The organism is Cupriavidus sp. BIC8F, from assembly GCF_032465815.1.
GTDB lineage: Bacteria > Pseudomonadota > Gammaproteobacteria > Burkholderiales > Burkholderiaceae > Cupriavidus > Cupriavidus necator.
The window spans coordinates 1,771,797-1,798,523 of the sequence record NZ_CP136095.1; the positions used below are offsets into that span (position 1 = coordinate 1,771,797).

A 26,727-nucleotide genomic window follows, 5' to 3' on the forward strand; every position below is an offset into this window, starting at 1 on the left:
TGCGCAGGTCATTCAAGCCAGGGAGTCGACATGACGCACGCAATTGAAGTCCGCGGGCTTTCCAAATCGTTCCGCGCGGACCGCAAGGCGCTTGACGATGTCACGCTGCACATCGCGCCAGGCGAGATGGTCGCCCTGCTGGGTGCATCAGGATCGGGCAAGTCCACGCTGTTGCGCCACGTGGCCGGATTCATCACGGGCGATGCCGGCACTGGCGAAATCCTCGTCAACGGCCGCCATGTGCAGCGCAACGGCCGCCTGGCCCGCAACGTGCGCAAGGTGCGTGGCGAGATCGGGTTTGTGTTCCAGCAGTTCAACCTGGTGGGCCGTCTTCCGGTCATCACCAACGTGCTGGTCGGCATGCTGGCCCGCGTGCCCAGGTGGCGCAGCCTGCTGCGCATCTTCAAGGCCGATGAAGTCCAGGGCGGGCTCGATGCACTTGCACAAGTTGGTATAGACGACTATGCGTTTCAACGGGCCTCGACGCTGTCGGGCGGCCAGCAGCAGCGCGCCGCCATTGCCCGCACGCTGGTGCAGAACGCCAGCGTGATCCTGGCCGACGAGCCGATCGCCTCGCTCGACCCGGAATCGTCGCGCCGGGTGATGTCGCTGCTCAGGCAGATCAACCGCACGCGCAAGGTCGCGGTGCTGGTGTCGCTGCACCAGGTGGATGTGGCGATGCGCTACTGCCCCCGCGTGGTGGCGCTGCGCCACGGCAAGGTGGTCTATGACGGCCCCTCTGCCGCGCTCACGCCCGGCATGCTGCGCGATCTCTACGGTACCGAAGCCGACGAGCTGCTGCACGATTCCGTGCCCGACGAAGACGTATCCACTGCGGCCATGCCGGCACCGGCGATGGTCACGATGAACCTGGCGGCCGCCTGAACGGCCGCCTGTCCAAACCGCTTTCCCCCAAACCGCTTCCCTCCGGAGTTGTCCATGCTTCGCAGAACCTTTCTCGCCGTCGTGGCCTCGGGCGTGGTCGCCCTGCCCGCCTTTGCGCAGGATGCCAAGAGCCTGAACATCGGCTTTATCTCGACCGAATCGTCATCGAACCTGAAGTCCGCCTGGCAGCCGCTGATCGACGATCTCAGCAAGACGCTGGGTGTACCCGTCAAGCCCTTCTTTGCGTCCGACTATGCCGGCATCATCGAAGGCATGCGCTTCAACAAGGTGCAGATCGCCTGGTTCGGCAACAAGTCGGCCATGGAGGCCGTGGACCGTGCCAACGGCGAGGTCTTTGCCTCGGTGATCGACAAGGACGGCAACCCGGGCTACTGGTCGGTGCTGATCGTCAACAAGGACAGCGACCTGAAGAGCGTCGAAGACGTGATCAAGCGCGGCAAGGACCTCAGCTACGGCGCCGGCGACCCCAATTCCACCTCGGGCACGGCCGTGCCGGGCTTCTACCTGTGGACTGCCAACAAGGTCGAACCCAAGACGTTGTTCAAGGCCGTGCGCATCGGCAACCACGAAACCAACCTGCTGTCCGTGCTGAACAAGCAGGTGGATGTGGCGGTGAACAACACCGAGAACATGGAGCGCTATCGCATCAACACCGGCAAGAACGCCTATGACCAGGTGCGGGTGCTGTGGAAGTCGCCGCTGATCCCGGCCGATCCGATGGTCTATCGCAAGGACCTGCCGCCGGAGGTGAAGAAGAAGATCCAGGCCTTCTTCGTCAACTACGGCAAGGGCGCCGACGCCGCGCGTGAAAAGCAGGTGCTGGCCACCCTGACCTACCAGGGCTTCCGCACCGCCAGCGATGCACAGCTGGTGCCGATCCGCCAGATCGAGCTGGCCCGCGAGAAGGCGAAGATCGAAACGGACACCACCCTGGCCGCTGCCGACAAGGAAAAGCGACTGGCCGAGGTGACCCGCCGCCTGGCTGAGCTGGACAAGGCCGCCGGCAACGCCACCAGCACGCAATAAGCCCCACCCGGCCGAGGCCGGTGGCACCCCGCCGCCGGCCCCGCATCGCTTTCGATTTGTTTCCGCTTGATTCCGGATTGCCCCATGACCGTCACCGCCAGGCCCGGCCTGCCTCCCACGCCCCAGAGCAACGTGCGCCCGCCGCGCGCTTCCCTTGCCGTGATGCTGACCTGGGCAGTCCTGCTGGCCATGCTCGCCCTGTCCTGGCAAGGCGCCGACATGCGCCCGCTGGACCTGCTGCGCGACTCGGACAACATGGCAAAATTTGCCGCCGATTTCTTCCCGCCCGACTTCCGCGACTGGCGGCACTACCTGGACGAGATGCTCGTCACCGTGCAGATCGCGCTGTGGGGCACCGCCCTGGCCGTGGTGATGGCGGTGCCGCTGGGCCTGCTGTGCTCGGCCAATATCGTCCCGGCGTGGGCCTACCAGCCCGCACGCCGCATCATGGACGCTTGCCGCGCCATCAATGAGATGGTGTTCGCCATGCTGTTCATCGTGGCCGTAGGCCTGGGACCGTTTGCCGGCGTGCTGGCGATCTGGATCCACACCACCGGGGTGCTGGCCAAGCTGTTCGCCGAAGCCGTCGAGGCCATCGACCCGCGCCCGGTGGAAGGCGTGCGCGCCACCGGCGCCGGCCCGATCGAGGAGATCGTCTACGGCGTGATTCCGCAGGTGCTGCCGCTGTGGCTGTCGTTCGCGCTGTACCGCTTCGAGTCCAACGTGCGCTCGGCCTCGGTGGTGGGCATCGTCGGCGCCGGCGGCATCGGCACCGTGCTGTGGGAGATCATCCGCAGCTTCCAGTATGGGCAGACCTGTGCCGTGATGATCATCATCATCCTGTTCGTCTCGGCCATCGACATCATCTCCGCACAAATTCGCAAGGTACTGGTCTGACATCATGCTGAACCTGTCCCGCATCGAAACGCTGTTTGCCGACCATGGCAATGCCTGGTACGGCGGCGAAGCCATCAGCCAGACCGCGCACGCGCTGCAGTGCGCGCAACTGGCCGAACAGGCCGGCGAGCCGCAGCCGCTGATCGTCGCGGCCCTGCTCCACGACGTTGGCCACCTGCTGCTGGCCGAAAGCACCACCACCGACATGCGCCACCAGGAGGCCGCCGCCGATGCGCTGGCCCGACTGTTCGGCGACGAAGTGACCGAGCCCGTGCGCCTGCACGTGGCGGCCAAGCGCTACCTGTGCGCCGTCGATCCCGCGTATTCCGGCTCGCTGTCCCCCGCTTCAGTGCAAAGCCTGGCGCTGCAAGGCGGCCCGTACAGCGCCGCGCAGGCCGATGAGTTCGCCGCCAGCCGCCACGCCGCTGCCGCGGTCCGCCTGCGCCGCTACGACGACCTGGCCAAGGTGGTCGACCTGGCCACGCCGCCGCTGGCGCACTATCTGGACATGGCCGCGCGTTGCGCGCGGACTGGCGCATGAACACCATCGCTGAAGCCGTGCTTGCCCTGCGTGAAGTGCGCGGTTCCGACGCGGAACTGCGGCACCTGTCCGCGCTGCTGGCCGCGATGGACGATGAGTCGCCGATGCCGCTGGCCACCATGCGCGAGCGCTACGCAACCATGCGCCGCTATCCGGACTACCGCTGCTACATGATGGTGGATGAGGACGAGGTGCCGCTGGGCACCTTCAGCCTGCTGGTATTTCCCGTGATGGTCCACGACGGGCGTCCCGAGGCGATTGTCGAGGCAGTGGTGGTGGCGCCGTCCGCGCGCGGCATGGGCGTCGGCAAGGCGATGATGCGCGCAGCGATGCGCCTGGCCCGTGAGGCCGGTGCGGCCAAGCTGGCGCTGTCGTCCAACGCGCGGCGCCTGCAGGCCCACCAGTTCTATCGCCGGCTCGGTTTCACCGAGCACGGCATCAGTTTCAGCATCGAACTCTGATGGCAAGGCCGTGCCGGAGGCTTTACCCGGGCACGGAATTATCAGCCTAATGTTGCGCTATCGGAGGTAGTCCCGACCAACCGCGCGAACGCTTCCGCCGCGGTTTCCAGGGCGCCGCTATTGTCGAACTCGACCAGGCGGCACCCTGCCGGCACGGTGAATGCCTGCGCCGCGCGCGCCAGGCGCCGGGCAATCGCCTCTTCCGACTCGCGGCCACGCTGGCGCAGCCGGGTGGCCAGCACCTCCGGCCGCACGCGCACATGCACGGCGCACAGCTTCGGGTAGCGCGCCACGGCTTGCGGCAGGTACTCGCGCGAGCCATTGACGATCACCGTAAGGCCCCTGGCCAGCCACTGCTCGATCTCGATACCGATGCCGTAATGCAGCCCGTGGCTGCGCCAGTCCAGCGCCAGGCAGCCGAGTGCCTGGCGGCGCCGGAATTCATCGGGGGTCAGAGCAACGGAGGCCTCGTTGGCATCGGCCTCGCGGGTGATATAGCGATGCGCGATGATGATGCGGTCGTCCGGCCCGAGGCGCTCGCGCAGCGCGCGCAGCAGCGAGTCCTTGCCGCTGCCGGACGGCCCCATCAGGTAGAACAGGCCGTGTCCGTCGGCCGCGCCATGTGCGTTCATGCGTCCAGGTACGCCGCGCCGGCGCCGTCGGTGGTGCTGCCGTTGAAGCCGTAGTGGCGGGCAACGATAAAGTCGTCGCCCGGCGCCGGCTGCACGAATACGCTGATCGCATCCACATGAAGCGGCGCCTGCAGCAGCCTGCCGCTCGCGGCCCCAAGGCGCTCCATGGCGGCGCGCTGGCCGGCAGTGTCAAGCATGCCGGTCAGCGTGATATGGAAGACGAAGGTAGCAAACACATACGGGTAGCCCCATGCGTCGAGCATGCGACGCTCTTCGTCGCTCAACTGGTCCGGTTTGCGCCGGCCGAGCTCTTCGGCCGTGGGCGGGGCGCGCAAGCGCTCGAATGCCAGTACGCACGCATCGGCCAGCGCCTGCATCGGGGAGGATCCGCCATCGGCCAGGCACCACGCCACAAAACCCCGCAGCGCACGCAGCGCCAGCGGCGCGTCGAATGCCTCGCAGCCACGCACGAAGTCCCGCGCAGCGGCGTCGAGCATCGGCCCGTTGGTGCCCTGTGCAAGCCGGAATGGCGGCTTCAGCGTGGCATGCAGGCCGTAGTGCGCCGGGATCTGGACCCATTCCGCGGGCGGCGGCGCCATGCCTGCCGGGGCGGGCAGCGCGGCGCCGGTTTCGGCGTCGCGGCCCAGCCACTGGCTGCCAAACGTGCGGAAGGGATCGGCGGGCGCCAGGTAGATGGCGTAACGGTGCGCTGGCAAGGTCATGCGGCAAGGTTACCAGCGGCGCCAAACGCCCGGCGGCGGCGACTGCCCTGGTTTGTGGTCTGGACCGCAGACACGTTAGCGCAGGCAGATGACAGCCGGATGTCTAGACCAATGCCACGGCGCCCCACCTCAATCATTGTCGGAAACCGTCAGCTGCACCCAGTCCCCGGCAAACCGCACCAGGCTGTACTGCACCGGCGCCCCGTCGATATCGACGTTCAGCGCCTCCACCTGCAGCACCGGGCGCGTCTTCGGCTGGTTCAGCAACCGCGCCACCGGGGCGCTGGGCATGGCCGCCGTGATGCGCGACCACTTGCGCGTGTAGTCGGCAATGCCGAAATGCGCCAGCGCGCGCGACACCGATTGCCTGGCGCGCAGCACCTCGTCGATACCCGGGAAGCGCTTGAGGTCGAAGTAATGCTCGGCAACGTCGATGGTGCGCTCTTCGGCCTTGCCTATCATCTGCACGTGCAGGATCTCCGCCGTGCGCGCCAGGCCCAGTTGCTTTGCCACTTCCGGCGCGCGCACCACCTGGCTGTCGATGATCTCGGTATGCCCGCGCATGCCTTGCGCGGCCAGGTTTTGCGAGAAGCGCGTGCGGCGCCCGATCGCGTAGTCGATCGCGTGCTCCTGCACGAAGGTGCCGCGGCCCTGCTCGATCCGCACCAGCCCGCTCAGCTCCAGCTCGCCCATGGCGCGGCGGATGGTGTGGCGGTTGACCGCGAAGCGCGTGGCCAGTTCAGGCTCAGGGGGCAGCTGTTCGCCGGGCTGGTACAGCTTCTTGCGGATGTCGTCCGCCAGCGCCTCGCCAATCTGGCGCCATACCGCCACGCCGGAACCCCGTTCCACTTCTCGATCAGACATCTCGCGCTGCCCTCTTGTCATCAAGCGTTCACCATTGCCATGCGATTGTGCCTCAACCGCGCCGCGATGGCGGGGTGCCCGAGCAATGCCCCGCCCCGTCATGAAACGTTCATCTGCCTGTGGTCTAGTAGCTGCGTGCTCAAGCAGTGACATCTAAACGTATAGACGTATAGGGGTGATGATGCAAAGCGAAACCGCGCAGGCCCATGCCGCCCGCGCCGCCTGGCTCCGGATCCTGGCGACGGCGCCCACCGACGCGCTCGACGGCGCTTACCAGCGGCTTGGCCAGGCGCAAGCCCTGCCGGCCTACAGGCTGCTGCGCAAGCCGGAGTCCGGCATGGCCATGGTCCGGGCCCGCGCGGGCGGCACCGGTGCCCAGTTCAACCTGGGGGAAATCACGGTCACGCGCTGCGCGGTCGTGCTGGAAGACGGCGCTGCCGGGGCCGCTGCAGGCGTGGCCTATATCCAGGGCCGCAGCGCCCGCCACGCCGAACAGGCCGCGGTGCTGGACGCGCTGCTGCAGCGCCCGGCCTGGCACCAGCGCGTGCAGGACCTCGTGCTGGCGCCGTTGGCAAGCACGCAGGCGGAGCGCGCGGCACACGCAGCGGCCACTGCCGCCCAGACCCGCGTCGAGTTCTTCACCATGGTCCGGGGAGAGGACTGAGATGACTGCCATGCAACCGATCCTGTCCACCCCGGCCGCCTCGCTGCTGCCGGGTTTCAACAACCCGGTCGACGACGCCCAGCAGGTCTTCCGCGCCGCGCTGCAGGCGTTTGCCCATCCGGGCCGGCTGCAAACGCTGCCCGTGGCCAGCGGCCTGCCCGACGGCCTGTCGCCTGCGCTGGCCGCGCTGCTGCTGACGCTGGCCGATCCCGATACCCCGGTCTGGCTGCCTGCCGGCGTGCCGGCCGCGGCGCGCGCGTTCCTGCGCTTCCATTGCGGCTGCCCGCTGACCGACGATGTCGGCGCCGCGGCCTTTGTCTGCGTGCCCGCCGGATATGCCATGCCGGCACTGGCGGACTGCGCGCAAGGCGACCCGGCCTTCCCGGACCGCTCGGCCACGCTGCTGATGGAGATGGCCTCGCTTGCCGATGGCGACACCCTCACGCTGCGCGGCCCCGGCATCGAAACCACGCAAGTGCTGCGCGTGGCCGGCCTGCCCGCGGACTTCCGCGCCGGCTGGCGCGCCAACAACGCCGCCTTCCCGCTCGGCGTGGACCTGCTGCTGGCCTGCGGCGACCGATTCTGCGCCCTGACGCGCACCACGCTGGTGGAGGACTGACATGTACGTAGCCGTCAAAGGTGGCGAGCGCGCCATCCTCAATTCCTACCGGATGCTCGATGCCTACCGCCGTGGCGATACCGCGGTGCCGGAACTCACGCTGGCGCAGATCCGCGAACAGATGCCGCTGGCGGTGTCGCGCGTCATGGCCGAGGGCTCGCTGTACGACCCGCACCTGGCCGCGCTGGCCCTGAAACAGGCCGCCGGCGACCAGATCGAGGCGATCTTCCTGCTGCGCGCCTATCGCACCACGCTGGCGCGCTTTGGCTATACCCAGCCGGTGGATACGGGCGCGATGCGCCTGCAGCGCCGGATCTCGTCCACGTTCAAGGACGTGCCGGGCGGCCAGGTGCTGGGGCCGACCTACGACTACACCCAGCGCCTGCTGGATTTCACGCTAGAAGCAGGCCGCGACCCCGAGCCGCTGCCGCCCTCGCCCGAACCCCTCGCCGCCAGCATGCCGCGCGTGACCGGCCTGCTGGAAGCGGATGAACTGGTCGAAGCCGACCAGATCCCCGCGGGCGACCCCACGCCGCCCGACCTGACGCGCGAGCCGCTGGCCTTCCCCGCCAACCGCGCCGCGCGCCTGCAGAACCTGGCGCGCGCCGATGAAGGTTTCCTGCTGTCGATGGGCTATTCCACCCAGCGCGGCTACGGCAACTCGCACCCGTTCGCAGCCGAGATCCGCTACGGCACTGCCGAGGTCGAACTGTTCGTGGAAGAGCTTGGCTTCGCCGTCACCATCGGCGAGATCGAGCTGACCGAATGCCAGATGGTGAGCCAGTTCGCCGGCAATGCCGACGAAGCCCCGCGCTTCACGCGCGGCTACGGGCTGGTGTTCGGCTACAACGAGCGCAAGGCCATGTCGATGGCGCTGGCCGACCGCGCCATGCGCGCCGAAGAACTGGGCGAGGCCGCCGACGCCCCGGCCAACGATATCGAATTCATGCTGTACCACAGCGACAATGTCGAGGCCTCCGGCTTCGTGCAGCACCTGAAGCTGCCCCACTACGTGGACTTCCAGGCCAACCTGGAACTGCTGCGCCGGCTGCGCGCGGAACAGGATGGCGCCGTGACCGCTACCGTCCAGAAGCAACCGCAGCCGCACGAGGAGACGCTGGCATGACCACCGCCGACACCACCATGGCAACGGGCATGGCCCGCGACGACCACTACAATTTCGGCTACCTGGACGAGTCGACCAAGCGCATGCTGCGCCGCGCGCTGCTCAAGGCCGTGGCGATTCCCGGCTACCAGGTGCCCTTCGGCAGCCGCGAGATGCCGCTGCCCTACGGCTGGGGCACGGGCGGCATCCAGGTGACGGCCGCCATCATCGGCAAGGATGACGTGCTCAAGGTGATCGACCAGGGCTCGGACGACACCACCAACGCCATCAATATCCGCCGCTTCTTCGGCCGCGTCACCGGCGTTCAGACCACCGAGCGCACCGCCGAGGCCAGCATCATCCAGACCCGTCACCGGATTCCGGAAACGCCGTTGCGCGCGGGCCAGACCATGGTGTTCCAGGTGCCCATCCCCGAGCCGCTGCGCTGGCTGGAACCGAGCGAGGGCGAGACCCGCACCATGCACGCGCTGGCAGAGTACGGCGCGATGCACGTCAAGCTGTATGAGGACATCGCCCATCACGGCCATATCGCCACCACCTACGACTACCCCGTGATCGTCAACCAGCGCTACATGATGCGGCCGTCGCCGATCCCCAAGTTCGACAATCCCAAGCTCGACCGCAGCCCCGCGCTGATGCTGTTCGGCGCCGGGCGCGAGAAGCGCGTCTATGCCGTGCCGCCGTACACCGCGGTGAAAAGCCTGGACTTTGCCGACCATCCCTTCACCGTGGAGAAGTGGTCCAGCTGCTGCGCCCAGTGCGGCGCCACTGACAGCTACCTGGACGAGATCATCACCGACGACGCCGGCACGCGCCTGTTCGTGTGTTCGGACACCGAGTACTGCGCCGACCGCCAGGCGGCCCAGGCCGTCAAGACCGCTGCCGGAGGTGCCCGATGAGCGCCACCCCGCTGCTGTCGGTGCGCAACCTGACGCGCACCTGGGATGGCCTGCATGGCTGCCATGACGTCAGCTTCGACCTGTACCCGGGCGAGGTGCTGTGCGTGGTGGGCGAATCGGGCTCCGGCAAGAGCACGCTGCTGCAGGCCTTGTCGATGCAGGCGCCGGCGCAGCGCGGCAGCGTCAGCTACGACATGCGCGAGTCCGGCCTGACCGACCTGGCCACGCTGTCCAGCGCGCGCTTGCGGCTGCTGGCCCGCACCGACTGGGGCTTCGTGCGCCAGCACGCGCGCGACGGCCTGCGCATGCAGGTCAGCGCCGGCGCCAATATCGCCGAGCGCCTGATGGCCGTGGGCGAGCGCCACTACGGCAACCTGCGCGAGGTCGCCGGCAACTGGCTGGAGAAGATGGAAATCGACCTGGCCCGCCTGGACGACGTGCCTGGCACCTTCTCCGGCGGCATGCAGCAACGCCTGCAGATCGCGCGCAACCTGGTCACGCACCCGCGCCTGGTGTTCATGGACGAGCCCACGGCGTCGCTGGACGTGTCGGTGCAGGCCCGCCTGCTAGACCTGGTGCGCCGCCTGGTGGCGGACCTGGGCCTCGCCGCCGTGCTGGTCACGCACGACCTGGCCGTGGCGCGCCTGCTCGCGCACCGCACGCTGGTCATGCAGGGCGGCCGCGTGGTGGAGCAAGGCCTGACCGACCAGATCCTCGACGACCCGCAGCACCCGTATACGCAGTTGCTGGTCTCTTCCATCCTGCAGGGCTGACGACGATGCACGCAGAACACCCACAGAAGCTGGTCGAGGTCCGCGCCCTCGGCAAGATGTTTACGCTGCACAACCAGGGCGGCATCCGCCTGCCCGTGCTGCGCGCGATGGATTTCGATGCCGCCCGCGGCGAATGCCTGGTGCTTTCCGGGCCCTCCGGCACCGGCAAGAGCACCCTCCTGCGCTGCCTGTACGGCAACTACCTGGCTACCGAAGGCAGCATCCGCCTGCGCGATACCAGCGCCGAGGGCGAGCCGTGGGTCGAGCTGACCCACGCCCCCGAGCAACGCGTGCTGAAGCTGCGCCGCGAAGTGATCGGCTATGTCAGCCAGTTCCTGCGCGCGATTCCCCGCGTCGGCGCGCTCGACGTGGTGGCCGATCCGCTGCAGCAGCGCGGCGCCAGCCATGAGGAGGCCCGCGCCCGCGCGGCAGACCTGCTGGCACGGCTGAACCTGCCGCGCCGGCTGTGGGATTTGCCGCCGGCCACTTTCTCCGGTGGCGAGCAGCAGCGCGTGAACATCGCGCGCGGGCTGATCGGCGGCCACCCGATCCTGCTGCTGGACGAGCCCACCGCCTCGCTGGACGCCGACAACCGCGCCGTGGTGGTCGAGCTGATCCGCGAGGCGCTGGCCGAAGGCCGCGCGCTGATCGGAATCTTCCACGACGAAGCCGTGCGCGACGCCGTGGCCACGCGCCTGCTGCCGCTGCAACCCGCTACCGCCCTTGCCTGATTTGATCCCAGAACGGAATCCCAGAACGGAGCCGGACATGTCTGCTACCTACCTGACGCACGCCACCCTGGTGCTGCCGGACCGCGTGCTGCACGACAGCGCGCTGCTGATCGAAGATGGCCGCATCGCCGCCATCGAACCGGCACCCGCCGCGGTGCCTGCCCACGCCGCCGTGATCGACCTGCATGGCCACACCGTGATGCCGGGCCTGGTCGACGTGCATTGCGACGCCATCGAGAAGGAAGTCGAGCCCCGCGCCAGCGTGCTGTTCCCGCTGGACTTTGCCGTGGCCCAGGTGGACCGCCGCAACGCGGCGGCCGGCATCACCACGCCGTACCACGCGCTGTCGTTCGCCGGCAACCAGTTCGGTGTGCGCAATGTCGACACCGCGGCCACGGTGGTGCGCACCCTGGCCGCGTATCGCCGCCACAGCCTGGTCGACAACCGCATCCATTGCCGCTACGAAGTCACCGATTCCAGCGCCGTGCCGGTGCTGGAAGCGCTGATGGCCGAGGGCGTGGTCGACCTGCTGTCCGTGATGGACCACTCGCCGGGCCAGGGCCAGTTCAAGACCATGGATGCCTACCTGGCCTACATGATGGGCAACCACGGCATGAGCCGCGAGGAAGCCGCCGATGCGGCCCACAAGAAGGCCGCCGCGCTGGAAGGCGCGCATGACCGCGTCAACCGGCTGGTGGCCAGGGCGCATGCGCTGGGCATCCCTACCGCCAGCCATGACGACGATTCGCCGCAGCGCATCGCCGCCATGCACGCGCTGGGCGTGCGCATGAGCGAGTTCCCGATCAACCTGGAAACCGCGCAAGCCGCGTGCGCCCAGGCGCTGCCGACCATCCTGGGCGCGCCCAACGTGCTGCGCGGCAAGAGCCAGAGCGGCTCGATGCGCGCCATCGACGCCATCCACGCCCGGGTCGGCACCATCCTGTGCTCGGACTACCAGCCGTCCACGCTGATCGCGGCCGCGTATGCCGCCGCGCGCCTGGCCGACCTGCCGCTGAACCAGGCGCTGGCGCTGGTCACCGCCAATCCCGCCGACGCCTGCCTGCTGGACGACCGCGGGCGCCTGGTGCCGGGGCTACGCGCGGACGTGATCGCCGTGTCCGGCGTGGCAGGCCAGCCGATGGTCACGCATACCTGGTCTGGCGGGCGGCTGGTGTTTGCGGCGGGGTATCCGTCGGTGCGGCACGTTGGCGATGCCGCCATGCCGCGCGAACCCGCACTGCGCGAGGTGGCATAGGGAGGATTGGCCGGGATTCGTAAGAATCCGCCACGCCTCCGCCAGGCGGCTGATCTGAACAGGAAGTCGAGCGCAACCTCGGTCAGCGCTTGGACGAGCCAGCGCCGGTCAGGCCGGCAACACAGTAGCGCAGGCTACGGCGGCTCGCTGCTGGCCGATGGCGGCTTCACCGGCTGAGGCTTCGGGTCAAGCCCCGGGGTTGAACCCCAGCGCCGTGCTGACCGCGCGCGCCTCGCGCCGCACGGCGCTGCCGATGGGCCCGTCGATGGCGGGATCAAAGCCGCCGGTGGCGCCCAGCGCCGTCAGCACCGCGCAGACGCGCCCGGTGTAGTCGCGCACTGGCGCCGCCACGGCGCTGATGCCGGTCAGGTTGGTGTCGCGCACCCAGGCGCAGTCGTCGGCCTGCACCGCGCGGCGCAGCGCGCCGATGGGATCCCTGGCATCGAGCAACGCCAGCCGCGCCGGGCTGGCCGTGGCCAGTTCGTCTTCGGCCTGGGCATGCACGCGCTTTTCATCGAGCAGGCCCAGGAACACGCGCCCGGTGGCCGACCACAGCAATGGCATCACCGAACCCGCGCGCACGTTCACCGTCACCGGCAAACCCGGTTCTTCAAAGCGCATGATGGTCGGCCCCTTGTTGCCCATCACCGCGACAAAGCAGGTCACCTCCAGCGCTTCACGCAGGCGCACCAGCGAGGCTTCGGCCAGCCGGATCGGGTCGGCCTGCCGCATCGCCGCCATGCCGATCTGCAGCGCCTCGAAGCCCAGGTGGTATTGCTGCGTGCCCGCCTCCTGCGCCACCAGCCCCTCTTCCACCAGGCTTACCAGGTAGCGGTGCACCTTGGCCGGGCTTTCGTCGATATGCGCGGCCAGCGCGGTCAGGCTGGCGCGCCCGCCCAGCCGGGCCAGTCCCTTGAGCACGGCCATGCCGGTGACCGCCGACTGCACGCGCTGGCGGCGTTCGCGCGTGCGGGGCGCGTCGGCAGGTTCGATAGGAGGTTCGGTAGCTTTCGGTCGGGGCATGGCGGGAAGATCCGGCAAACGGTAAGCGGTCATCACATGGAAGGCGGATTAAGCCATGCGGCCGCCGCAGGGTCAGTTCAAGGTTAACCCGCATTCAATCATTACGCAATGCGTATATTATTTACGCAAAACAGAAACACCGGTGCCGTACACCGGGCTGACCAACAAGGAGACAAGCCCCCATGCCCCGCCCCCACTTCAAGCACCTGGCCATTGGCGCCCTGGCCCTGCCGATGCTGGCCGCTGTCCCGGTGCACGCCGCCGACGCCTACCCTGCCAAGCCGATCCGCTGGATCGTCCCCTACGCCGCCGGCGGCGGTTCGGACTTCCTGGCGCGCACGATCAGCCAGGGGCTGTCGGCCAAGGTCGGCCAGCCGGTGGTGGTGGACAACAAGCCGGGCGGCAATACCGCCATCGGCGCGGCCGAGACGGCGCGTTCGGCCGCCGACGGCTATACCGTGCTGTCGGCCGACAACGGCACGCTGGTGTTCAACCCCGTGCTGTACAAATCGCTCTCCTACAACCCTGGCAAGGATCTGGCTCCGGTGACGCTGCTGGGCCGCTTCCCGATGATCCTGGTGGTGGGCGCGACCAGCCCGGTCAAGAGCGCCAAGGAATTCATCGCGCAGACCAGGGCCACCCAGGGCGGCATCAACTACGGCTCGGCAGGCGCGGGCAGCCCGCACCACCTGGCGATGGAGCTGCTGAAGGTGGAAGCCGGCCTGTCGATGACGCATGCCCCGTACCGCGGCGCCGCGCCGGCGCTGTCGGACGTGGCCGCCGGGCAGGTGGTGGCGATGATGGTGGACTACGCGGCCGGCGCCGGCTTTATCAAGGGCGGCAAGGTCCGGCCGCTGGCAGTGGCCAATGCCACCCGGCTGCCGCAGCTGCCTGACGTGCCGACCTTTGCCGAGCTGGGCTACCCGCGCGTGGAGGCTGCCGCGCTGGTGGGCATGGTGGTGCCGGCCGGCACGCCGCCGGAGGTGGTCAACACGCTGAACAAGGACGTGGTCGCGGCAATCCGTGAGCCCGCTGTCAACAAGCGGCTGGTGGACTTCGGCGTGGAGCCGGTCGGCAACTCGCCGGCGCAATTCAGCGAGCTGCTGCGCAGCGAGTCCGCCCGCTGGACCAGGCTGATCCGCGACCTGAAGATCACGCTGGACAACTGAGTCCGGCCGCAACACCGAATGGCCGTCCGGCCCTGACCGGACGGCCCTGTTTTTCGCCAGGAGTACGCAGTATGGCCAACCCCTCCCCCAGCGCCGCGCGCAGCGGCTGCCCGATCGACCACAGCGCCTTGACCGCGCCCAACGGCTGCCCGGTCAGCCACAACGCGGCGCAATTCGATCCCTTCGGCGACGGCTACCAGCAGGATCCCCCCGAATACGTGCGCTGGTCGCGTGAGCAGGAGCCAGTGTTCTACAGCCCCACGCTGGGCTACTGGGTGGTCACGCGCTACCAGGACATCAAGGCGATCTTTCGCGACAACCTGACCTTCAGCCCGTCGATCGCGCTGGAGAAGATCACGCCCACCGGCGACGAGGCCAATGCCGTGCTGGCGTCCTATGGCTACGCCATGAACCGCACGCTGGTCAACGAGGACGAGCCCGCCCACATGCCGCGCCGGCGCGCGCTGATGGCACCGTTCACCCCCGCGGAACTGGCGCACCATGAGCCGCTGGTGCGCCGCCTGGCGCGCGAGTATGTCGACCGCTTTATCGACGATGGCCGCGCCGACCTGGTCGACCAGATGCTGTGGGAGGTGCCATTGACCGTGGCCCTGCATTTCCTGGGCGTGCCCGAAGAGGACATGGACTTGCTGCGCCAGTACTCCATCGCCCATACCGTCAACACCTGGGGCCGGCCGAAGCCGGAGGAACAGGTGGCGGTGGCGCATGCCGTGGGCAACTTCTGGCAGCTGGCGGGCCGCATCCTCGACAAGATGCGCGAGGACCCGTCCGGCCCGGGCTGGATGCAGTACGGCCTGCGCAGGCAGAAAGACCTGCCCGAGGTAGTCACCGACTCCTACCTGCATTCGATGATGATGGCCGGCATCGTCGCCGCGCACGAGACCACCGCCAATGCCTCGGCCAATGCCATCAAGCTGCTGCTGCAGCATCCGGATGCGTGGCGCGAGATCTGCGACGATCCATCGCTGATCCCCAATGCGGTGGAAGAATGCCTGCGCCACAACGGCTCCGTCGCCGCATGGCGGCGGCTGGTGACGCGCGACGCCGAGGTCGGCGGCATTCGTCTGCCCGCGGGCAGCAAGCTGCTGATCGTCACGTCTTCGGCCAACCATGACGAGCGCCATTTTGCCGATGCCGACCTGTTCGATATCCGCCGCGACAATGCCAGCGAGCAGTTGACTTTTGGCTACGGCTCGCACCAGTGCATGGGCAAGAACCTGGCGCGCATGGAGATGCAAGTCTTCCTGGAAGAACTGACACGCCGGCTGCCACACATGCGCCTGGCCTGGCAGACCTTCACTTACGTGCCCAACACCTCGTTCCGTGGCCCGGAGCACCTGCTGGTGGAATGGGATCCTGCGCAGAACCCTGAGCGCCGCGACCCGGCCTTGCTCGAGGTGCACCAGCCGGTGCGCATCGGCGAGCCGTCCGCGCACACCATCGCCCGCACGGTGGTGGTCGAGCGCGTCACGCCCGCCGCCGACGGCGTGGTCCGGCTGCGGCTGGCGGCGCCTGACGGCAAGCCGCTGCCGCGCTGGGCGCCGGGCTCGCATATCGACGTGGAATGCGGCGATACCGGGCTGTCGCGCCAGTATTCGCTGTGCGGGGATCCGGACGACGCCGCGGCGCTGGAGATTGCCGTGCTGCGCGACCCCGACAGCCGCGGCGGCTCGGCCTGGGTGCATGGCAGCGTCCGGGCCGGCGACCGCCTGCGCGTCCGCGGGCCGCGCAATCACTTCCGCTTCGATGAAAGCTGCAGGCGCGCCGTCTTTATCGCCGGCGGCATCGGCATCACGCCGGTCAGCGCGATGGCGCGGCGCGCCCGTGCGCTTGGCATCGACTACGAATTCCACTACTGCGGCCGTTCGCGCCAGGCGATGGCGATGCTGGATGAACTGCAGGCCCTGCACGGTGCACGGCTTCAGGTCCATGCCAGCGACGAAGGCCAGCGCGCCGACTTCCGCAAACTGCTGGCGCTGCCGGACCCGCGCACCCAGATCTACGCCTGCGGCCCGCAGCGCATGCTGGATGCGCTGGCCGAGTGCTGCGCGGCGTGGCCGGAAGATGCGCTGCGCGTGGAACACTTCGTATCGAAGCTGGGCACGCTGGATGCGTCGAAGGAACAGCCCTTTACCGTTGAGCTGAAGGACTCCGGCCTGATCATGGAAGTCCCGGCCGGCCAGACCCTGCTGAGCGCGCTGCGCGGCGCCAATATCGACGTGCAGAGCGATTGCGAGGAAGGCCTGTGCGGGTCCTGCGAGGTGCGCGTGCTGGCCGGCCAGGTCGACCATCGCGACGTGGTGCTCACGCGCAGCGAGCGCGAGGCCAACCAGCGCATGATGGCGTGCTGCTCGCGCGCCTGTGGCGGCGGCCGGCTGGTGCTGGAGCTCTGAGCGCCCGCCCGTCAGGCGGTGGCGTTGAAGGCGTCGTGGTATTGCACGCTGCCCGCCGGATAGCCGCCGTCGAACGCCAGTGCCTGGAAGTACTCGGGCGGCACGCCGTCCAGCACCAGCCCGGGCCGCGCGGCGAAGCCGAAGCGGCCGTAGTAGGCGGGATCGCCCAGCAGCACGCAGCCAGCGGCGCCAAGGCGGCGCAGGTCGGCCAGTGCCGCGTGAATCAGCTGTGAGCCGATGCCCTGTCCCTGCCGGTCCGGCGCCACCGAGATCGGACCCAGTCCGTACCAGCCGGTCGCGCCGGATGAGAACGTCACCGGCGAAATCGCCACGTGCCCCACCAGCCTGTCGCCGGCCTGTGCCACCAGCGACACCGTCAACTGGCCGGCGCGGCGCAGCGCATTGACGACAAACGCCTCGGTGTGGCTGGTGTGCGGCGCCGTCAGGAAAGCGGCGGTGGTCAGCCGGGCGATGGCGTCGGCGTCGGACGGCGATTCTGGGCGGATCTGCACGGACATGGCGGGACTCGGGACTTCGATCAGGTCTTGGGGACCTGGATTCTACGCTCCCCGTTCACTGGCATGGCGCGGCCGCCAGCGCAAGCCACCGTTGCGCCGTAGGACAACGCCTGACAACGGCGGCAAGGCGCCAAGGCTAAAGTAGCAGCGCGAACCCCAAGGCAATCCTGTCCCCGTTGTGTCATGCGCCCTGCCCCTGCTTTCCCTGCTGCCCCTGCCGTCCCCGATCGCCATCCTTTGCGCCATGCCGCTGTGTGCCTGGGCCTGCTGGCCGCGCCACTTGCCCTTTCCGCCACCCTGGCTGCCCCGCCTGCGCCGTCCCCGCAACTGTCAGGGCTGGCCATGTTGCTGCTGGGCACGGTGCGCGGCAAGCCCACCGGCATGAACGGCGTGACCCGCCTGACCACGGGCGATGTCGACCGTGAGCTGCGCATGGCCTGCCAGGAGCTGATGCGCGCCGGCCCGCTTGACCTGGACGACACCACCCGCTTCGACGGCTGCGTGACGCGGCCGGGCAAGATTGTCGAGTTCCAGCTGAAGGTTTCGGGGGTGGATGCCGCGCGTGACGATACCCGCGAGTTCATGGCGAGGGCCAAGCCGATCCTGGAGCGCGGCATCTGCCGCAACCCGGATGTGCCGGTGCTCGGCAAGCTGGGGGTCAGGTTGCGCTACCACTACGTGGCCGGGCAGAAATCGCTGGTCTTGCTGGATATCCCGCCGGACCAGTGCCTGAAGAAGTAAGGCCGCCGCACGCGCGCCGGTTCAAGTTCCCTTTCCGCTCCCCAGCACCTCATCGCAAACCGCCAGCCACGCCCGCGCCGCATGCGACAGGTAGCGTCCCGGCGACCAGATATGCGCCATGGTCCAGTCCATTGCTGGCTCGGTCAGCCGCGCCATGGCCAGCGTGCCCTGGCCCTGCAGGCGCTCAGCCAGCGGCTGCGGCAGGAAGGTAGTGCCCAGCCCCGCCGCCGCCATCGACGCCAGGAAATCCCAGTGCCCGCTGCGCGCCACCACGCGCGGCTCGATGCGTGCTTCGAGAAATGCCTGCCGCAGCTTGCGCGTCAGCGAGAAGTCATCGGTCAGCATCACCAGCGGCTCATTGCGCAGCGCCGCCAGCGTGACGGTGCGCCCGCGCGCCCAGGCGGCCTTGCGCGGCCCCACGGCCCAGATCGGGTAGCGGCCGAACTGGCGCGTTTCCAGCGCCAGGCCGCTGTCGCCAGGCAGCACCGTGGCGCCGACTTCCAGCTCGCCGCTGGCCACCAGTTGCTCCACCACCTGCCCGCCGTGTTCATCCAGCGTCAGCAACAGGTTGGGATAGCGCTGCCGGAAGGCGCTGACCGCCGGTGAAAAGAACAGGTTGACCATCGGCGGGATCCCCACCGTCAACTGCCCCCGGCCCAGCGAGGACAGGTCGGACACCTCCAGCGTCAGCCGGTGCACCACGCCCAGCGCCTCCTGCCCGCGCTCGTAGACCACGCGGCCAACGTCGGTCAGCCGCACGCTCTTGCCTTCACGGATCAGCAGCGGCTGGCCGACCTCGTCCTCCAGCTGCTTGACCATCTTGCTGATGGTCGACTGGGTGACAAACAGCGAGGTCGCGGCCTGGGTAAAGCTGCGCAGCCTGGCAGTCTCGACGAAATAGCGCAGGGCGCGGATATCGATGGGCATGGTGCTGAGGGACGGCGAGCGGGCTGCCGGCAGGCCGCTTGCGCCATCCATGAACAAAGGGAATGGAAAGACCAATATTAAATCATGAATAGAATGCGAAAGGTTTGGCTACACTTCGCTTCCACACATCGCCCCCGCCCAACCGCGCCGTCAATGAAGCGTGGAGCGGCAGGCCGCGGTGTGCCCTCAACTCCTCCTGAAGACCCCGCTCCATGGCTAGCTGGCCGAATGCACGACAGTGGCTGTTCTCGCTGAAGGCATTCGCCGCCGCGATGCTGGCGCTCTATATCGCGCTGGCGCTGGGCCTGCCGCGGCCGTACTGGGCCATGGCAACGGTGTACTTTGTTTCCCATCCCCTGACCGGCGCCACCCGTTCCAAGGCGGCCTACCGCGTGGCCGGCACGATGCTGGGCGCCACCGCCGCGGTGGCCACGGTGCCGCAGCTGGTCAACATGCCGATCGTGCTGATGGGTGCGATCGCGCTGTGGATCACCGTGCTGGTGTACCTGTCGCTGCTGCAGCGCACGCCGCGCAGCTATGTGTACCTGCTGGCGGCCTACACCCTGCCGATCGTCGCGCTGCCGGCCGTCAGCGCGCCGGCGCAGATTTTCGATATTGCCGTGGCCCGGATCGAGGAAATCGTGATCGGCATCGTCTGCGCCGGGCTGGTGGGCTCGGTCGTCTTCCCGGCCAAGGTGGCGCCCGCGCTGCGGTCCCGCGCCGCCACCTGGCTGGCCGACGCGGCGGCCTGGGCATCGGACATCCTCACCGGCAGCCCGCGCGCCGATGACAGCCGCCACCGGCTCGCCGCCGACATCCTGGCGCTGGACCAGCTGGCCAGCCAGCTGGCCTATGACACCGAGGGCAGCCACACGCTGCGCCATGCCCGCGCGCTGCGCCAGCGCATGACCATGCTGATGCCGCTGCTGTCGTCGCTGGAAAGCGTGCTGCAGGCGCTGCGCCGCCATCCGGACGACATGCCGCTGCCGCTGCGCGAGGCCTTGGCTGCGACGACCGCCTGGCTGGGGACCGATACTGCCACGCCGCCTCCCGTCACCACGGGCGGCTGGCTTGCCGATGGCCGCGCGGGTGATGTCGGCTGGCAAGCCGGCCTCGCCGCCACGGCGGCGGACCAGCTGCGGCGCCTGGGCACCTTGTACGCTGAATGCCGCACCCTGCAGCAAGGCATTGGCGAGCGCAGCGCCGGCGCGCCGCTGCTACGCGGCGACCCGGCCCCGGAGGCTGCCGGCCATCACCACGACCACGGCATGCTGCTGTTCGGCGCCGTGTCCAGCGGCCTGGCCGTTTTCTGCGCGGGGCTGCTGTGGATCTTCTCAGGCTGGGAGGACGGCGCCGGCGCGGTCGCGGTGGCATCCATCGCCTGCTGCTTCTTTGCGGCCATCGACGAGCCGCGCCGCATGGCCGGCCCCTTCCTGCGCTGGAGCACGATCTGCCTGCTGGTGTCGTCCGGCTACCTGTTCCTGGTGGTGCCGCACACGCACACCTTTGAAGCGCTGGCCGCGATGCTGGCGCTACCTTATCTCGGCATTGGCCTGCTGATTGCGCGGCCCGGCTTCCAGCTGATCGCGATGCTGCTGTCGGTCAACACGGCCTCGTTCGCCAACGTGCAGGCCGTGTTCGACGCGGATTTCCTCGGCACCTTCAATACCTGCCTGGCCGGCGCCGCGGCAATGCTGTTCGCGCCGCTGTGGTCGATGGCGGTACGCCCGTTCGGCGCGCGCGCGGCGGCGCACCGGCTGGTGCGCGCCAGCTGGCAGGACCTGGCCCGGGCCGCCACGCTACGCGCGGCCGATGGCGATGCGCAGCTGGGCGCGCGCATGCTGGACCGGCTCGGCCAGCTGGTGCCTCGGCTGGGGGCTGCCGGCGATCCCTTGTCGTCCGACGGCTTCCATGCGCTGCAAGTCGGCTACTGCGCGCTGGCGCTGCAGAAGGCGCTGCCGGCCTTGCCGCCCGCGGCGCGCAAGCCGGTGCGCCGCGTGCTGGCCGCAGTGGCCCGGCATTTCCGCGCACGGCTGCGCGCGGGCTATGCCGTGCCGGCGCCGGCGGGGCTGGCCGCCTGGGTGGCCGATGCCGTCGCCGGCGTGGCCGCGCTGCCCGCAGGTGACCGCTCTGACCACCGCGGCACGCTCGGCGCGCTGGTGGTGCTGCAGGTCACGCTGCTGCCTGGCCCGGCGGCTGCCCTGTCCCGCTGATCTCCCTAACTCTCTGCTGCCGCCGAATGCTCAGTGAAATCGACCTCTATGGCGTCTTCGTGCCAGGCGTGCTGGTGCTGATGGTGCTGGCCTTCGCCGTCACTACCGCGATCCGCATGGTGCTGGCCGCGCTGGGCTGCTACCGGCATATCTGGCACCGCTCGCTGTTCAATTTTTCCCTTTATGTGATCGTCCTTGGCGCCGTGGCCGCAGTCTTTGTCGCGGTGCCGGGACTGCCTTCATGACCTTCCGACTCCGCCCCCTGCTTCCCTTGCTGCCCACGCTGCTGGCCGCCATCGCCGCCCTGCTGGTGCTGCGCCACCTGTGGGACTACTACACGGCCGCGCCGTGGACCCGCGACGGCCATGTGCGTGCCGACATCATCCAGGTAGCGCCCGATGTGTCAGGGCTGGTCACGCGCGTGCTGGCGCGCGACAACCAGCATGTGCAGCAAGGCGAAGTCCTGTTCGAGATCGACCGCGACCGCTACGCGCTGGCCCTGCAGCAGGCACTGGCCACGGTAGCGACGCAGCGCGCCGCGCTGGCGCAGGCGCGGCGCGAAGCCGCGCGCAACCGCAATCTCGACGGCCTGGTTGCCGCCGAAGTCGCGGAACAGGGGCGTGCCCGCGTAGAGCAAGGCGAAGCCGCGCTGGCACAGGCCGAAGCCGCGCTGCGGCTGGCCCGGCTGAACCTGGACCGCACCAGCGTGCGCAGCCCGGTGGCAGGCTACCTGAACGACCGGCTGCCGCGCCTGGGCGACTATGTCTCGACCGGCCGTCCGGTGCTGTCGATGGTCGACGCCGGTTCCTTCCACGTGGAAGGCTATTTCGAGGAAACCAAGCTGCACCGGATCCGCATCGGCAGCCCGGTCGACGTGCATATCATGGGCGAGCCCCGGCACCTGCGCGGGCACGTGCAGAGCATCGCCGCCGGCATCGAGGACCGCGACCGCAGCGCGGGCTCGAACCTGCTGCCCAACGTCAACCCGACCTTCAACTGGGTGCGGCTGGCACAGCGCGTGCCGGTGCGCATCGTGCTGGAGGACGTGCCCGCGGATGTGCGCCTGGTTTCCGGCCGCACCGCGACTGTGGCCGTTCGCGAAGCCAGGCGCGACGATGACGCCGGCCGCCGCGCGGGGCCCCGGTCGTGAGGCCGCGCCATCCCTGGCTGGCGTGCGCCGCGGCCTGCCTGTGCGCCTGCACCACCGTGGGCCCGGACTATCGCGGGCCCGATCATGCGGCGGTGCGCGCGCCCGCGGCCAACGGCCCGCTGCAGGGCGCCGAAGCGCACGGCGTGGCCATCGCGCCCGTGCCCGACGACTGGTGGCGGCTCTATGACGACGCGCGGCTCGACCGGCTGGTCGAACAGGCGCTGGCCGCCAACACCGACATCCGCGCCGCCAGCGCCAACCTGCGCCGCGCGGTGGCGCTGCTGCACGAGGTGGAGTCCGAAAACCTGCCCCAGGGCGGCGCCAGCGCCAGCGTATCGCGCGCGCAGCTGTCGGGCGAGAGCTTCCTGCAGAGCACCAAGCCACCGGTATTCAACCTGGGCGACTTCGGTTTCGGCGTGTCCTACCTGATCGACTTCTTCGGCAAGCTGGCCCGCGCCGACGAAGCCGCGCTGGCCGGTGCTGAAGCCAGCGAGGCCACGCTCGACATGGTGCGCGTCACTGTGGCAGCGCAGACCGTGCGCGCCTACGTGCAGGGCTGCGCCGCCACGCATGAACTGGCCGCCGCCACCCAGCAGCTCGCGGTACAGCAACGCACGCTGGACGCCACCGGCCGCCTGGTCGCAGCCGGCCGCGGCGAGCCCACCGACGTAGCGCGCGAGCGCGCCCGCACCGAAGCGCTGCGCGCTGCCTTGCCAACGCTGGAAGCCGCGCGTAGCGCCGCACGCCACCGGCTGGCGCTGCTGCTGGGTAAACCGCCTGCGGCACTGCCAGAGACCGAGGTGGACTGCCATGCGGAACCCAAGCTGCGAGTGCCGCTGCCCGTGGGTGACGGCGCCGCGCTGCTCAGGCGCCGGCCCGATATCCGGCAGGCGGAACGCGAACTGGCCGCGGCCACCGCTCGCATCGGCGTGGCCACGGCAGACCTGTATCCATCGATCCGCATCGGCGCCAGCGCCGGGCTGACCGGCGTGCTGAGCCACCTTGGCAGCGGCCCGACGGCGCGCTGGAGCGTGGGGCCGCTGCTGAGCTGGTCGCTGCCGACCAACGGCGTGCGCCATCGCATCCACGGACATGAAGCCGCGGCCGACGCCGCCCTGGCGCGCTTTGACGGCACGGTGCTGCGCGCATTGCAGGAGACCGAAGCGGCGTTGTCGGCCTACACGCGTGAACTGGAACGGCACGAAGCCCTGCACGCGGCGCGCGAACAGGCCGCGGAAGCGGCGCGGCTGCAGCGCCGCCTGCAGCAGGCGGGGCGTATCCCGTACCTGGCGCACCTGGACGCCGAGCGCACGCTGGCCGATGCAGAGGCCGCACTGGCTGCGTCCGAAGGCCATGTCGCCGCGCGCCAGGTCGACCTGTTCCTCGCGCTCGGCGGGGGCTGGCGGGCCGGCCGCAAGGTGGCTGCCGCCCATGCGACTGGCGATGAAAAAAATGACTGATCTCTCGACGTTTAAATCATCACAGGAATGCATCGACCTGACTAAACTTCGTCCTGTGCCGCACGCTTTCCACGCGACGGCACCGCCCAAACGGCGAACCCGGACGGCGCGGGAGGCAGATCCGCCATCCCCGCGCGGCCCCTCGCGGGCCATGCCGTCCATCCACCCAAAAACAGCAGACATGCATAAAAACGCCCTCAAAGCCCTCCTTGCCACGACCCTCTCGATCGCAGCACTCGGTGCCGCCGCACTGGCCAGCCCTGCCATGGCGCAAGGCCTGAACGACCGCGGCGTTGCCGCCGACCGCTACGGCTACAACCTGCACAACGGCAAGCGCGACCCGTTCACCGAAGGTGCGCACATCCATGGCAAGCGTGACCCCTTCACCGATGGCGCCCGCGTCAACGACCGGCGCGACCCGTTCACCGACGGCGCCAACCGCGCTGCCGCCGGCATGGAAGTGGCGGGCATGGACCGCAGCGGCGTGTCGGCACCGCCGGCCCATAGCGGCTCGCGCGTTTCGGCTGCCGCCTGACCAGCGCCTGCTCGCGCCACGGCAGCCGCCGTGGCGTGTCGACGGGGCGCAAGGCCCCGTCTCTTCTCCCGTTCCTCCTGAAGACCTCCCTCATGAAAACCATCCTGTTCGCGCTGCTCGGCCTTGGCGCCCTGGCCGCGTCTTTTCCCGCTGCCGCCGGTCCTGACTGGGCTGTGATCGAGCGCGGCCGCGCCGCTGCCAGGACCGCAGCCGAGCGCACCGCCCAAGCGCACAATGCCACGCCTTGCGCACAAGCGGACGTTGCCGCGTCGGTGCCTTCGCCGGTTACATCACGCTGAGTACTACTGAGGTGCGCGCTCCGGTGCTAGATTGAGAAGACGTGCCGCCGCCAGGCGCCGGCCGTGCCTGACAAGCCACCCCACCAGAAGAGCGAGGAGCCGCGCATGTCCCTTCCCCATCTTGCATCCGGACAGATCGCCAGCGTGCTGCCACTGGGCACACGGCTGGACCAGACCGCGACCCAGGCCCTGTTCAAGGAAGGCCCGCTGGAAGTGATGCGGCTGGTGCTGAAGGCGGGCAAGCATATGCCGCCCCATGCAGTGGATGGCCCGATGACCGTGCAATGCCTGGAGGGCGAGGTGCGCGTGCGGGTGGACGGCGCCGAGCGCCAGCTGCATCAGGGCGACCTGCTCTACCTGGGGCCGAGCGTGCGCTACGACGTCACCGCCATCTCCGATGCCTCGGTGCTGGTCACGTTGGTCCTGCCCGGCAGCCGCTGAGTCGTCCGGCCTTAGAACCCATTTCATAATGAAGAAGGGGCGCGAAGGCTGCTGCCGGGCCGCAGGGCTAGGCGTGGCCGACGCCGCGTGGTTATTCCACGCAAGGAGGCCGCAACAACGCCATGCGGCACGGCAGCAGCCTTCCCTTCGGGTTCAAGCCAGGCGCGGCGCATGCGTCGTTACGGGCCTTGACCTTGGAATCACCAAGGCCGGCGGCCCGCGCCTAGCCTGCGCCGCGCCTGGCTTGAACGCGTCCCCTTCTTCATTATGAAATGGGTTCTTAAGCCACAACAGGCTGCCAGCGCGCGCTGGCGGCCACAAAGGCATCGATCAGCGCCGCCACCGGCTCGCGGCGCAGTGCCGATTCGCGCACCAGCACGCCTACGTCGCGATAGAGCGGCCCGCCCGGCAATGGCGCCTGCACCACGCCCGCGGACTGCTCCAATGGCACCAGTTCGGACGGGATAATGGCGCAACCCAGGCCGGCTGCCACCATCTGCAGGATCACGGCCGGCTCATCCAGTTCCATCCCTTCCCTGACCCATAGCCGCTGCCGCTTCAGGTAGCCGTCCACCAGCTGCCCGCCGGTGCTGTGGCGGTTGTAGCGGATGAACGGAAGCGTCTCCAGCAGCGCGCGCAGGTCTGCAGGCGCACCGGCGGGACCAATGCCGACAAAGCCCTCGCGCACCAGCGGCACCCACTTGAGGTCCGGCGGAAAGCCCAGCCGCGGCCGGATCAGCACGGCAATGTCCAGCTCGCGCGCATCCACCTGCGTCAGCAGCTGGGTGGACATGCCCGGCACCACGTTGACGTGCGAGTCCGGAAAGCGCCCCCGGAAATGCCGCATCGCATCGGCCAGCAAGGTGGCCTGAACCGTGGACACTGCACCCAGCTCCACCGGCGCGGCGTCGGCGTGCGGGCCGGCGCGGTCCTTCATCGCGGCATAGAGCTCGACAAAGCGCCGCGCCTCCGGCACCAGCCGGCGGCCGGCTTCGCTGAGCGCGACCGACTTGCCGGTACGATCGAAGAGTACGCAGTCCAGGTCCTCTTCCAGCCGCCGGATCTGCGTGCTGACGGCCGACTGCGTCAGCGCCAGCCGCGCCGCGGCGGCGGAAAACGAGCCGGTCTCGGCAGCCACCAGGAAGGTCTGGAAGTAGCGGATCATCTATCGAAAAGTCTGATGCTCAGAGCAAAAATGATTCGCTTTATATTACGGCTTGTGCTGGCTACAATCAACGCGCAGGCCAGCGCCTGCCCGCATTCCGACCCCCGACAAAGGCCCCCCGCATGAGCGTGACTTCCTCCATTCCCCTGTTCCACCTGGCTTTCCCCGTGCGCGACCTGGCCGAGGCAAGGCGCTTCTATGGCGACTTGCTTGGCTGCCCCGAAGGGCGCAGTTCCGAGGCCTGGGTGGACTTCAATTTCTATGGCCATCAGGTGGTGGCGCACCTGTCGCCAGAGGAATGCGGGCACCACGCCACCAGCGCCGTCGATGGCGATGACGTGCCGGTGCGGCACTTCGGCGCAATCCTGCCGATGGGCGAATGGGAGGCCTTGGCCGAGCGGCTGCGCGCGGCGGGCACGCAGTTCGTGATCGAGCCGCATGTGCGCTTCAAGGGCCAGGTTGGCGAGCAGGCCACCATGTTCTTCCTGGACCCGTCGGGCAATGCGCTGGAGTTCAAGGCATTTGGCGACCTGAGCCAGGTGTTCGCTAAATAAGG

Annotated in this window: 30 protein-coding genes; 23 read left to right on the forward strand and 7 right to left on the reverse strand. The window is 69.0% G+C overall.

The features are described from left to right. Positions 1–30: 30 nt before the first annotated feature. The 5 genes from phnC (at position 31) to RS901_RS28155 (ending at position 3,831) form a co-directional block, all read left to right on the forward strand. Positions 31–885 carry a phosphonate ABC transporter ATP-binding protein gene (phnC, locus tag RS901_RS28135; protein WP_316153794.1) on the forward strand — a complete coding sequence of 285 codons (855 nt, stop codon included), beginning with the start codon at positions 31–33 and terminating at the stop codon, positions 883–885. Between the two features lie 54 nt (positions 886–939). Then, the gene (phnD, locus tag RS901_RS28140; RefSeq protein WP_316153795.1) at positions 940–1,932 is read left to right on the forward strand and encodes a phosphonate ABC transporter substrate-binding protein; all 993 of its coding nucleotides are present in this window, start codon (positions 940–942) and stop codon (positions 1,930–1,932) included. Between the two features lie 84 nt (positions 1,933–2,016). Then, on the forward strand, positions 2,017–2,829 hold the full coding sequence (gene phnE / locus RS901_RS28145; protein WP_316153796.1) for a phosphonate ABC transporter, permease protein PhnE: 813 nt from the start codon (positions 2,017–2,019) through the stop codon (positions 2,827–2,829). 4 nt (positions 2,830–2,833) lie between these two features. Then, complete coding sequence (locus RS901_RS28150; RefSeq protein WP_316153797.1) at positions 2,834–3,370, forward strand: phosphonate degradation HD-domain oxygenase; 537 nt, start codon at positions 2,834–2,836, stop codon at positions 3,368–3,370. Then, positions 3,367–3,831, forward strand: coding sequence for a GNAT family N-acetyltransferase (locus RS901_RS28155; RefSeq protein ID WP_316153798.1), 465 nt, complete (start codon positions 3,367–3,369; stop codon positions 3,829–3,831). The genes RS901_RS28150 and RS901_RS28155 overlap by 4 nt, the downstream gene beginning before the upstream one ends. 41 nt (positions 3,832–3,872) lie before the next feature. On the opposite strand, the gene phnN is transcribed toward RS901_RS28155, so the two are convergent. The 3 genes from phnN to phnF form a co-directional block, all read right to left on the reverse strand. Next, the gene (phnN, locus tag RS901_RS28160; protein ID WP_316153799.1) at positions 3,873–4,463 is read right to left on the reverse strand and encodes a phosphonate metabolism protein/1,5-bisphosphokinase (PRPP-forming) PhnN; all 591 of its coding nucleotides are present in this window, start codon (positions 4,461–4,463) and stop codon (positions 3,873–3,875) included. Beyond that, a complete protein-coding gene (locus RS901_RS28165) occupies positions 4,460–5,185 on the reverse strand; it encodes a DUF1045 domain-containing protein (RefSeq protein ID WP_316153800.1) in 726 nt (241 codons plus the stop codon). The genes phnN and RS901_RS28165 overlap by 4 nt, the downstream gene beginning before the upstream one ends. Positions 5,186–5,314: 129 nt before the next feature. Then, positions 5,315–6,049, reverse strand: a complete 735-nt coding sequence (phnF, locus tag RS901_RS28170) for a phosphonate metabolism transcriptional regulator PhnF (RefSeq protein WP_316153801.1) — start codon at positions 6,047–6,049, stop codon at positions 5,315–5,317. Between the two features lie 178 nt (positions 6,050–6,227). On the opposite strand from phnF, the gene phnG reads away from it, so the two are divergent. From phnG to RS901_RS28205, 7 genes are read left to right on the forward strand one after another with little or no spacing between them, the layout of a single operon-like run. Next, positions 6,228–6,713: a phosphonate C-P lyase system protein PhnG gene (phnG, locus tag RS901_RS28175; protein WP_153956203.1), complete on the forward strand. Its 486-nt coding sequence runs from the start codon at positions 6,228–6,230 to the stop codon at positions 6,711–6,713. Between the two features lies 1 nt (position 6,714). Continuing rightward, positions 6,715–7,332 carry a phosphonate C-P lyase system protein PhnH gene (phnH, locus tag RS901_RS28180; protein WP_316153802.1) on the forward strand — a complete coding sequence of 206 codons (618 nt, stop codon included), beginning with the start codon at positions 6,715–6,717 and terminating at the stop codon, positions 7,330–7,332. A gap of 1 nt (position 7,333) precedes the next feature. Continuing rightward, positions 7,334–8,458 (forward strand): carbon-phosphorus lyase complex subunit PhnI, encoded by a 1,125-nt coding sequence (locus RS901_RS28185; protein ID WP_316153803.1) that lies wholly within the window; start codon positions 7,334–7,336, stop codon positions 8,456–8,458. Beyond that, positions 8,455–9,357, forward strand: a complete 903-nt coding sequence (locus RS901_RS28190; RefSeq protein ID WP_316153804.1) for an alpha-D-ribose 1-methylphosphonate 5-phosphate C-P-lyase PhnJ — start codon at positions 8,455–8,457, stop codon at positions 9,355–9,357. Before RS901_RS28185 ends, RS901_RS28190 begins: the two co-directional genes overlap by 4 nt. Continuing rightward, positions 9,354–10,130: a phosphonate C-P lyase system protein PhnK gene (phnK, locus tag RS901_RS28195; protein ID WP_316153805.1), complete on the forward strand. Its 777-nt coding sequence runs from the start codon at positions 9,354–9,356 to the stop codon at positions 10,128–10,130. Before RS901_RS28190 ends, phnK begins: the two co-directional genes overlap by 4 nt. Positions 10,131–10,135: 5 nt before the next feature. Next, a complete protein-coding gene (phnL, locus tag RS901_RS28200; RefSeq protein WP_316153806.1) occupies positions 10,136–10,861 on the forward strand; it encodes a phosphonate C-P lyase system protein PhnL in 726 nt (241 codons plus the stop codon). Between the two features lie 37 nt (positions 10,862–10,898). Continuing rightward, positions 10,899–12,116 carry an alpha-D-ribose 1-methylphosphonate 5-triphosphate diphosphatase gene (locus RS901_RS28205; protein WP_316153807.1) on the forward strand — a complete coding sequence of 406 codons (1,218 nt, stop codon included), beginning with the start codon at positions 10,899–10,901 and terminating at the stop codon, positions 12,114–12,116. A gap of 186 nt (positions 12,117–12,302) precedes the next feature. On the opposite strand, the gene RS901_RS28210 is transcribed toward RS901_RS28205, so the two are convergent. Then, positions 12,303–13,139 carry an IclR family transcriptional regulator gene (locus RS901_RS28210; RefSeq protein ID WP_316153808.1) on the reverse strand — a complete coding sequence of 279 codons (837 nt, stop codon included), beginning with the start codon at positions 13,137–13,139 and terminating at the stop codon, positions 12,303–12,305. Positions 13,140–13,321: 182 nt separating this feature from the next. Between RS901_RS28210 and RS901_RS28215 the strand changes: the two genes are divergently transcribed. Together RS901_RS28215 and RS901_RS28220 are read left to right on the forward strand one after the other, a co-directional pair. Then, positions 13,322–14,308 (forward strand): tripartite tricarboxylate transporter substrate binding protein, encoded by a 987-nt coding sequence (locus RS901_RS28215; protein WP_316153809.1) that lies wholly within the window; start codon positions 13,322–13,324, stop codon positions 14,306–14,308. 71 nt (positions 14,309–14,379) lie between these two features. Then, complete coding sequence (locus tag RS901_RS28220; RefSeq protein ID WP_316153810.1) at positions 14,380–16,722, forward strand: cytochrome P450/oxidoreductase; 2,343 nt, start codon at positions 14,380–14,382, stop codon at positions 16,720–16,722. An 11-nt stretch (positions 16,723–16,733) separates the two neighbouring features. Here RS901_RS28220 and RS901_RS28225 read toward each other — a convergent pair whose 3' ends face one another. Beyond that, positions 16,734–17,240 carry an N-acetyltransferase gene (locus tag RS901_RS28225; protein ID WP_316153811.1) on the reverse strand — a complete coding sequence of 169 codons (507 nt, stop codon included), beginning with the start codon at positions 17,238–17,240 and terminating at the stop codon, positions 16,734–16,736. A 183-nt stretch (positions 17,241–17,423) separates the two neighbouring features. On the opposite strand from RS901_RS28225, the gene RS901_RS28230 reads away from it, so the two are divergent. Beyond that, positions 17,424–17,981 (forward strand): hypothetical protein, encoded by a 558-nt coding sequence (locus RS901_RS28230; protein WP_316153812.1) that lies wholly within the window; start codon positions 17,424–17,426, stop codon positions 17,979–17,981. A 21-nt stretch (positions 17,982–18,002) separates the two neighbouring features. On the opposite strand, the gene RS901_RS28235 is transcribed toward RS901_RS28230, so the two are convergent. Beyond that, positions 18,003–18,908: a LysR family transcriptional regulator gene (locus RS901_RS28235; protein WP_114136106.1), complete on the reverse strand. Its 906-nt coding sequence runs from the start codon at positions 18,906–18,908 to the stop codon at positions 18,003–18,005. A 212-nt stretch (positions 18,909–19,120) separates the two neighbouring features. On the opposite strand from RS901_RS28235, the gene RS901_RS28240 reads away from it, so the two are divergent. The 7 genes from RS901_RS28240 (at position 19,121) to RS901_RS28270 (ending at position 25,006) form a co-directional block, all read left to right on the forward strand. Then, positions 19,121–21,121: an FUSC family protein gene (locus RS901_RS28240; RefSeq protein WP_316153813.1), complete on the forward strand. Its 2,001-nt coding sequence runs from the start codon at positions 19,121–19,123 to the stop codon at positions 21,119–21,121. A 26-nt stretch (positions 21,122–21,147) separates the two neighbouring features. Continuing rightward, entirely contained in the window at positions 21,148–21,366 is a 219-nt protein-coding gene (locus tag RS901_RS28245; protein ID WP_316153814.1) for a DUF1656 domain-containing protein, read from the forward strand. Then, positions 21,363–22,271 (forward strand): HlyD family secretion protein, encoded by a 909-nt coding sequence (locus tag RS901_RS28250; RefSeq protein ID WP_316153815.1) that lies wholly within the window; start codon positions 21,363–21,365, stop codon positions 22,269–22,271. The genes RS901_RS28245 and RS901_RS28250 overlap by 4 nt, the downstream gene beginning before the upstream one ends. Continuing rightward, positions 22,268–23,731, forward strand: coding sequence for an efflux transporter outer membrane subunit (locus RS901_RS28255; protein ID WP_316153816.1), 1,464 nt, complete (start codon positions 22,268–22,270; stop codon positions 23,729–23,731). The genes RS901_RS28250 and RS901_RS28255 overlap by 4 nt, the downstream gene beginning before the upstream one ends. A gap of 181 nt (positions 23,732–23,912) precedes the next feature. Then, entirely contained in the window at positions 23,913–24,266 is a 354-nt protein-coding gene (locus RS901_RS28260) for a hypothetical protein (protein WP_316153817.1), read from the forward strand. A 92-nt stretch (positions 24,267–24,358) separates the two neighbouring features. Continuing rightward, positions 24,359–24,565 carry a hypothetical protein gene (locus RS901_RS28265; protein WP_316153818.1) on the forward strand — a complete coding sequence of 69 codons (207 nt, stop codon included), beginning with the start codon at positions 24,359–24,361 and terminating at the stop codon, positions 24,563–24,565. Between the two features lie 105 nt (positions 24,566–24,670). Then, entirely contained in the window at positions 24,671–25,006 is a 336-nt protein-coding gene (locus RS901_RS28270) for a cupin domain-containing protein (protein ID WP_316153819.1), read from the forward strand. Between the two features lie 280 nt (positions 25,007–25,286). Here the strand turns inward: RS901_RS28270 and RS901_RS28275 are convergent, their stop codons facing one another. Further along, on the reverse strand, positions 25,287–26,171 hold the full coding sequence (locus RS901_RS28275) for a LysR family transcriptional regulator (RefSeq protein WP_316153820.1): 885 nt from the start codon (positions 26,169–26,171) through the stop codon (positions 25,287–25,289). Positions 26,172–26,293: 122 nt separating this feature from the next. On the opposite strand from RS901_RS28275, the gene RS901_RS28280 reads away from it, so the two are divergent. Continuing rightward, positions 26,294–26,725 carry a VOC family protein gene (locus RS901_RS28280; protein WP_316153821.1) on the forward strand — a complete coding sequence of 144 codons (432 nt, stop codon included), beginning with the start codon at positions 26,294–26,296 and terminating at the stop codon, positions 26,723–26,725. Positions 26,726–26,727: the final 2 nt, after the last annotated feature.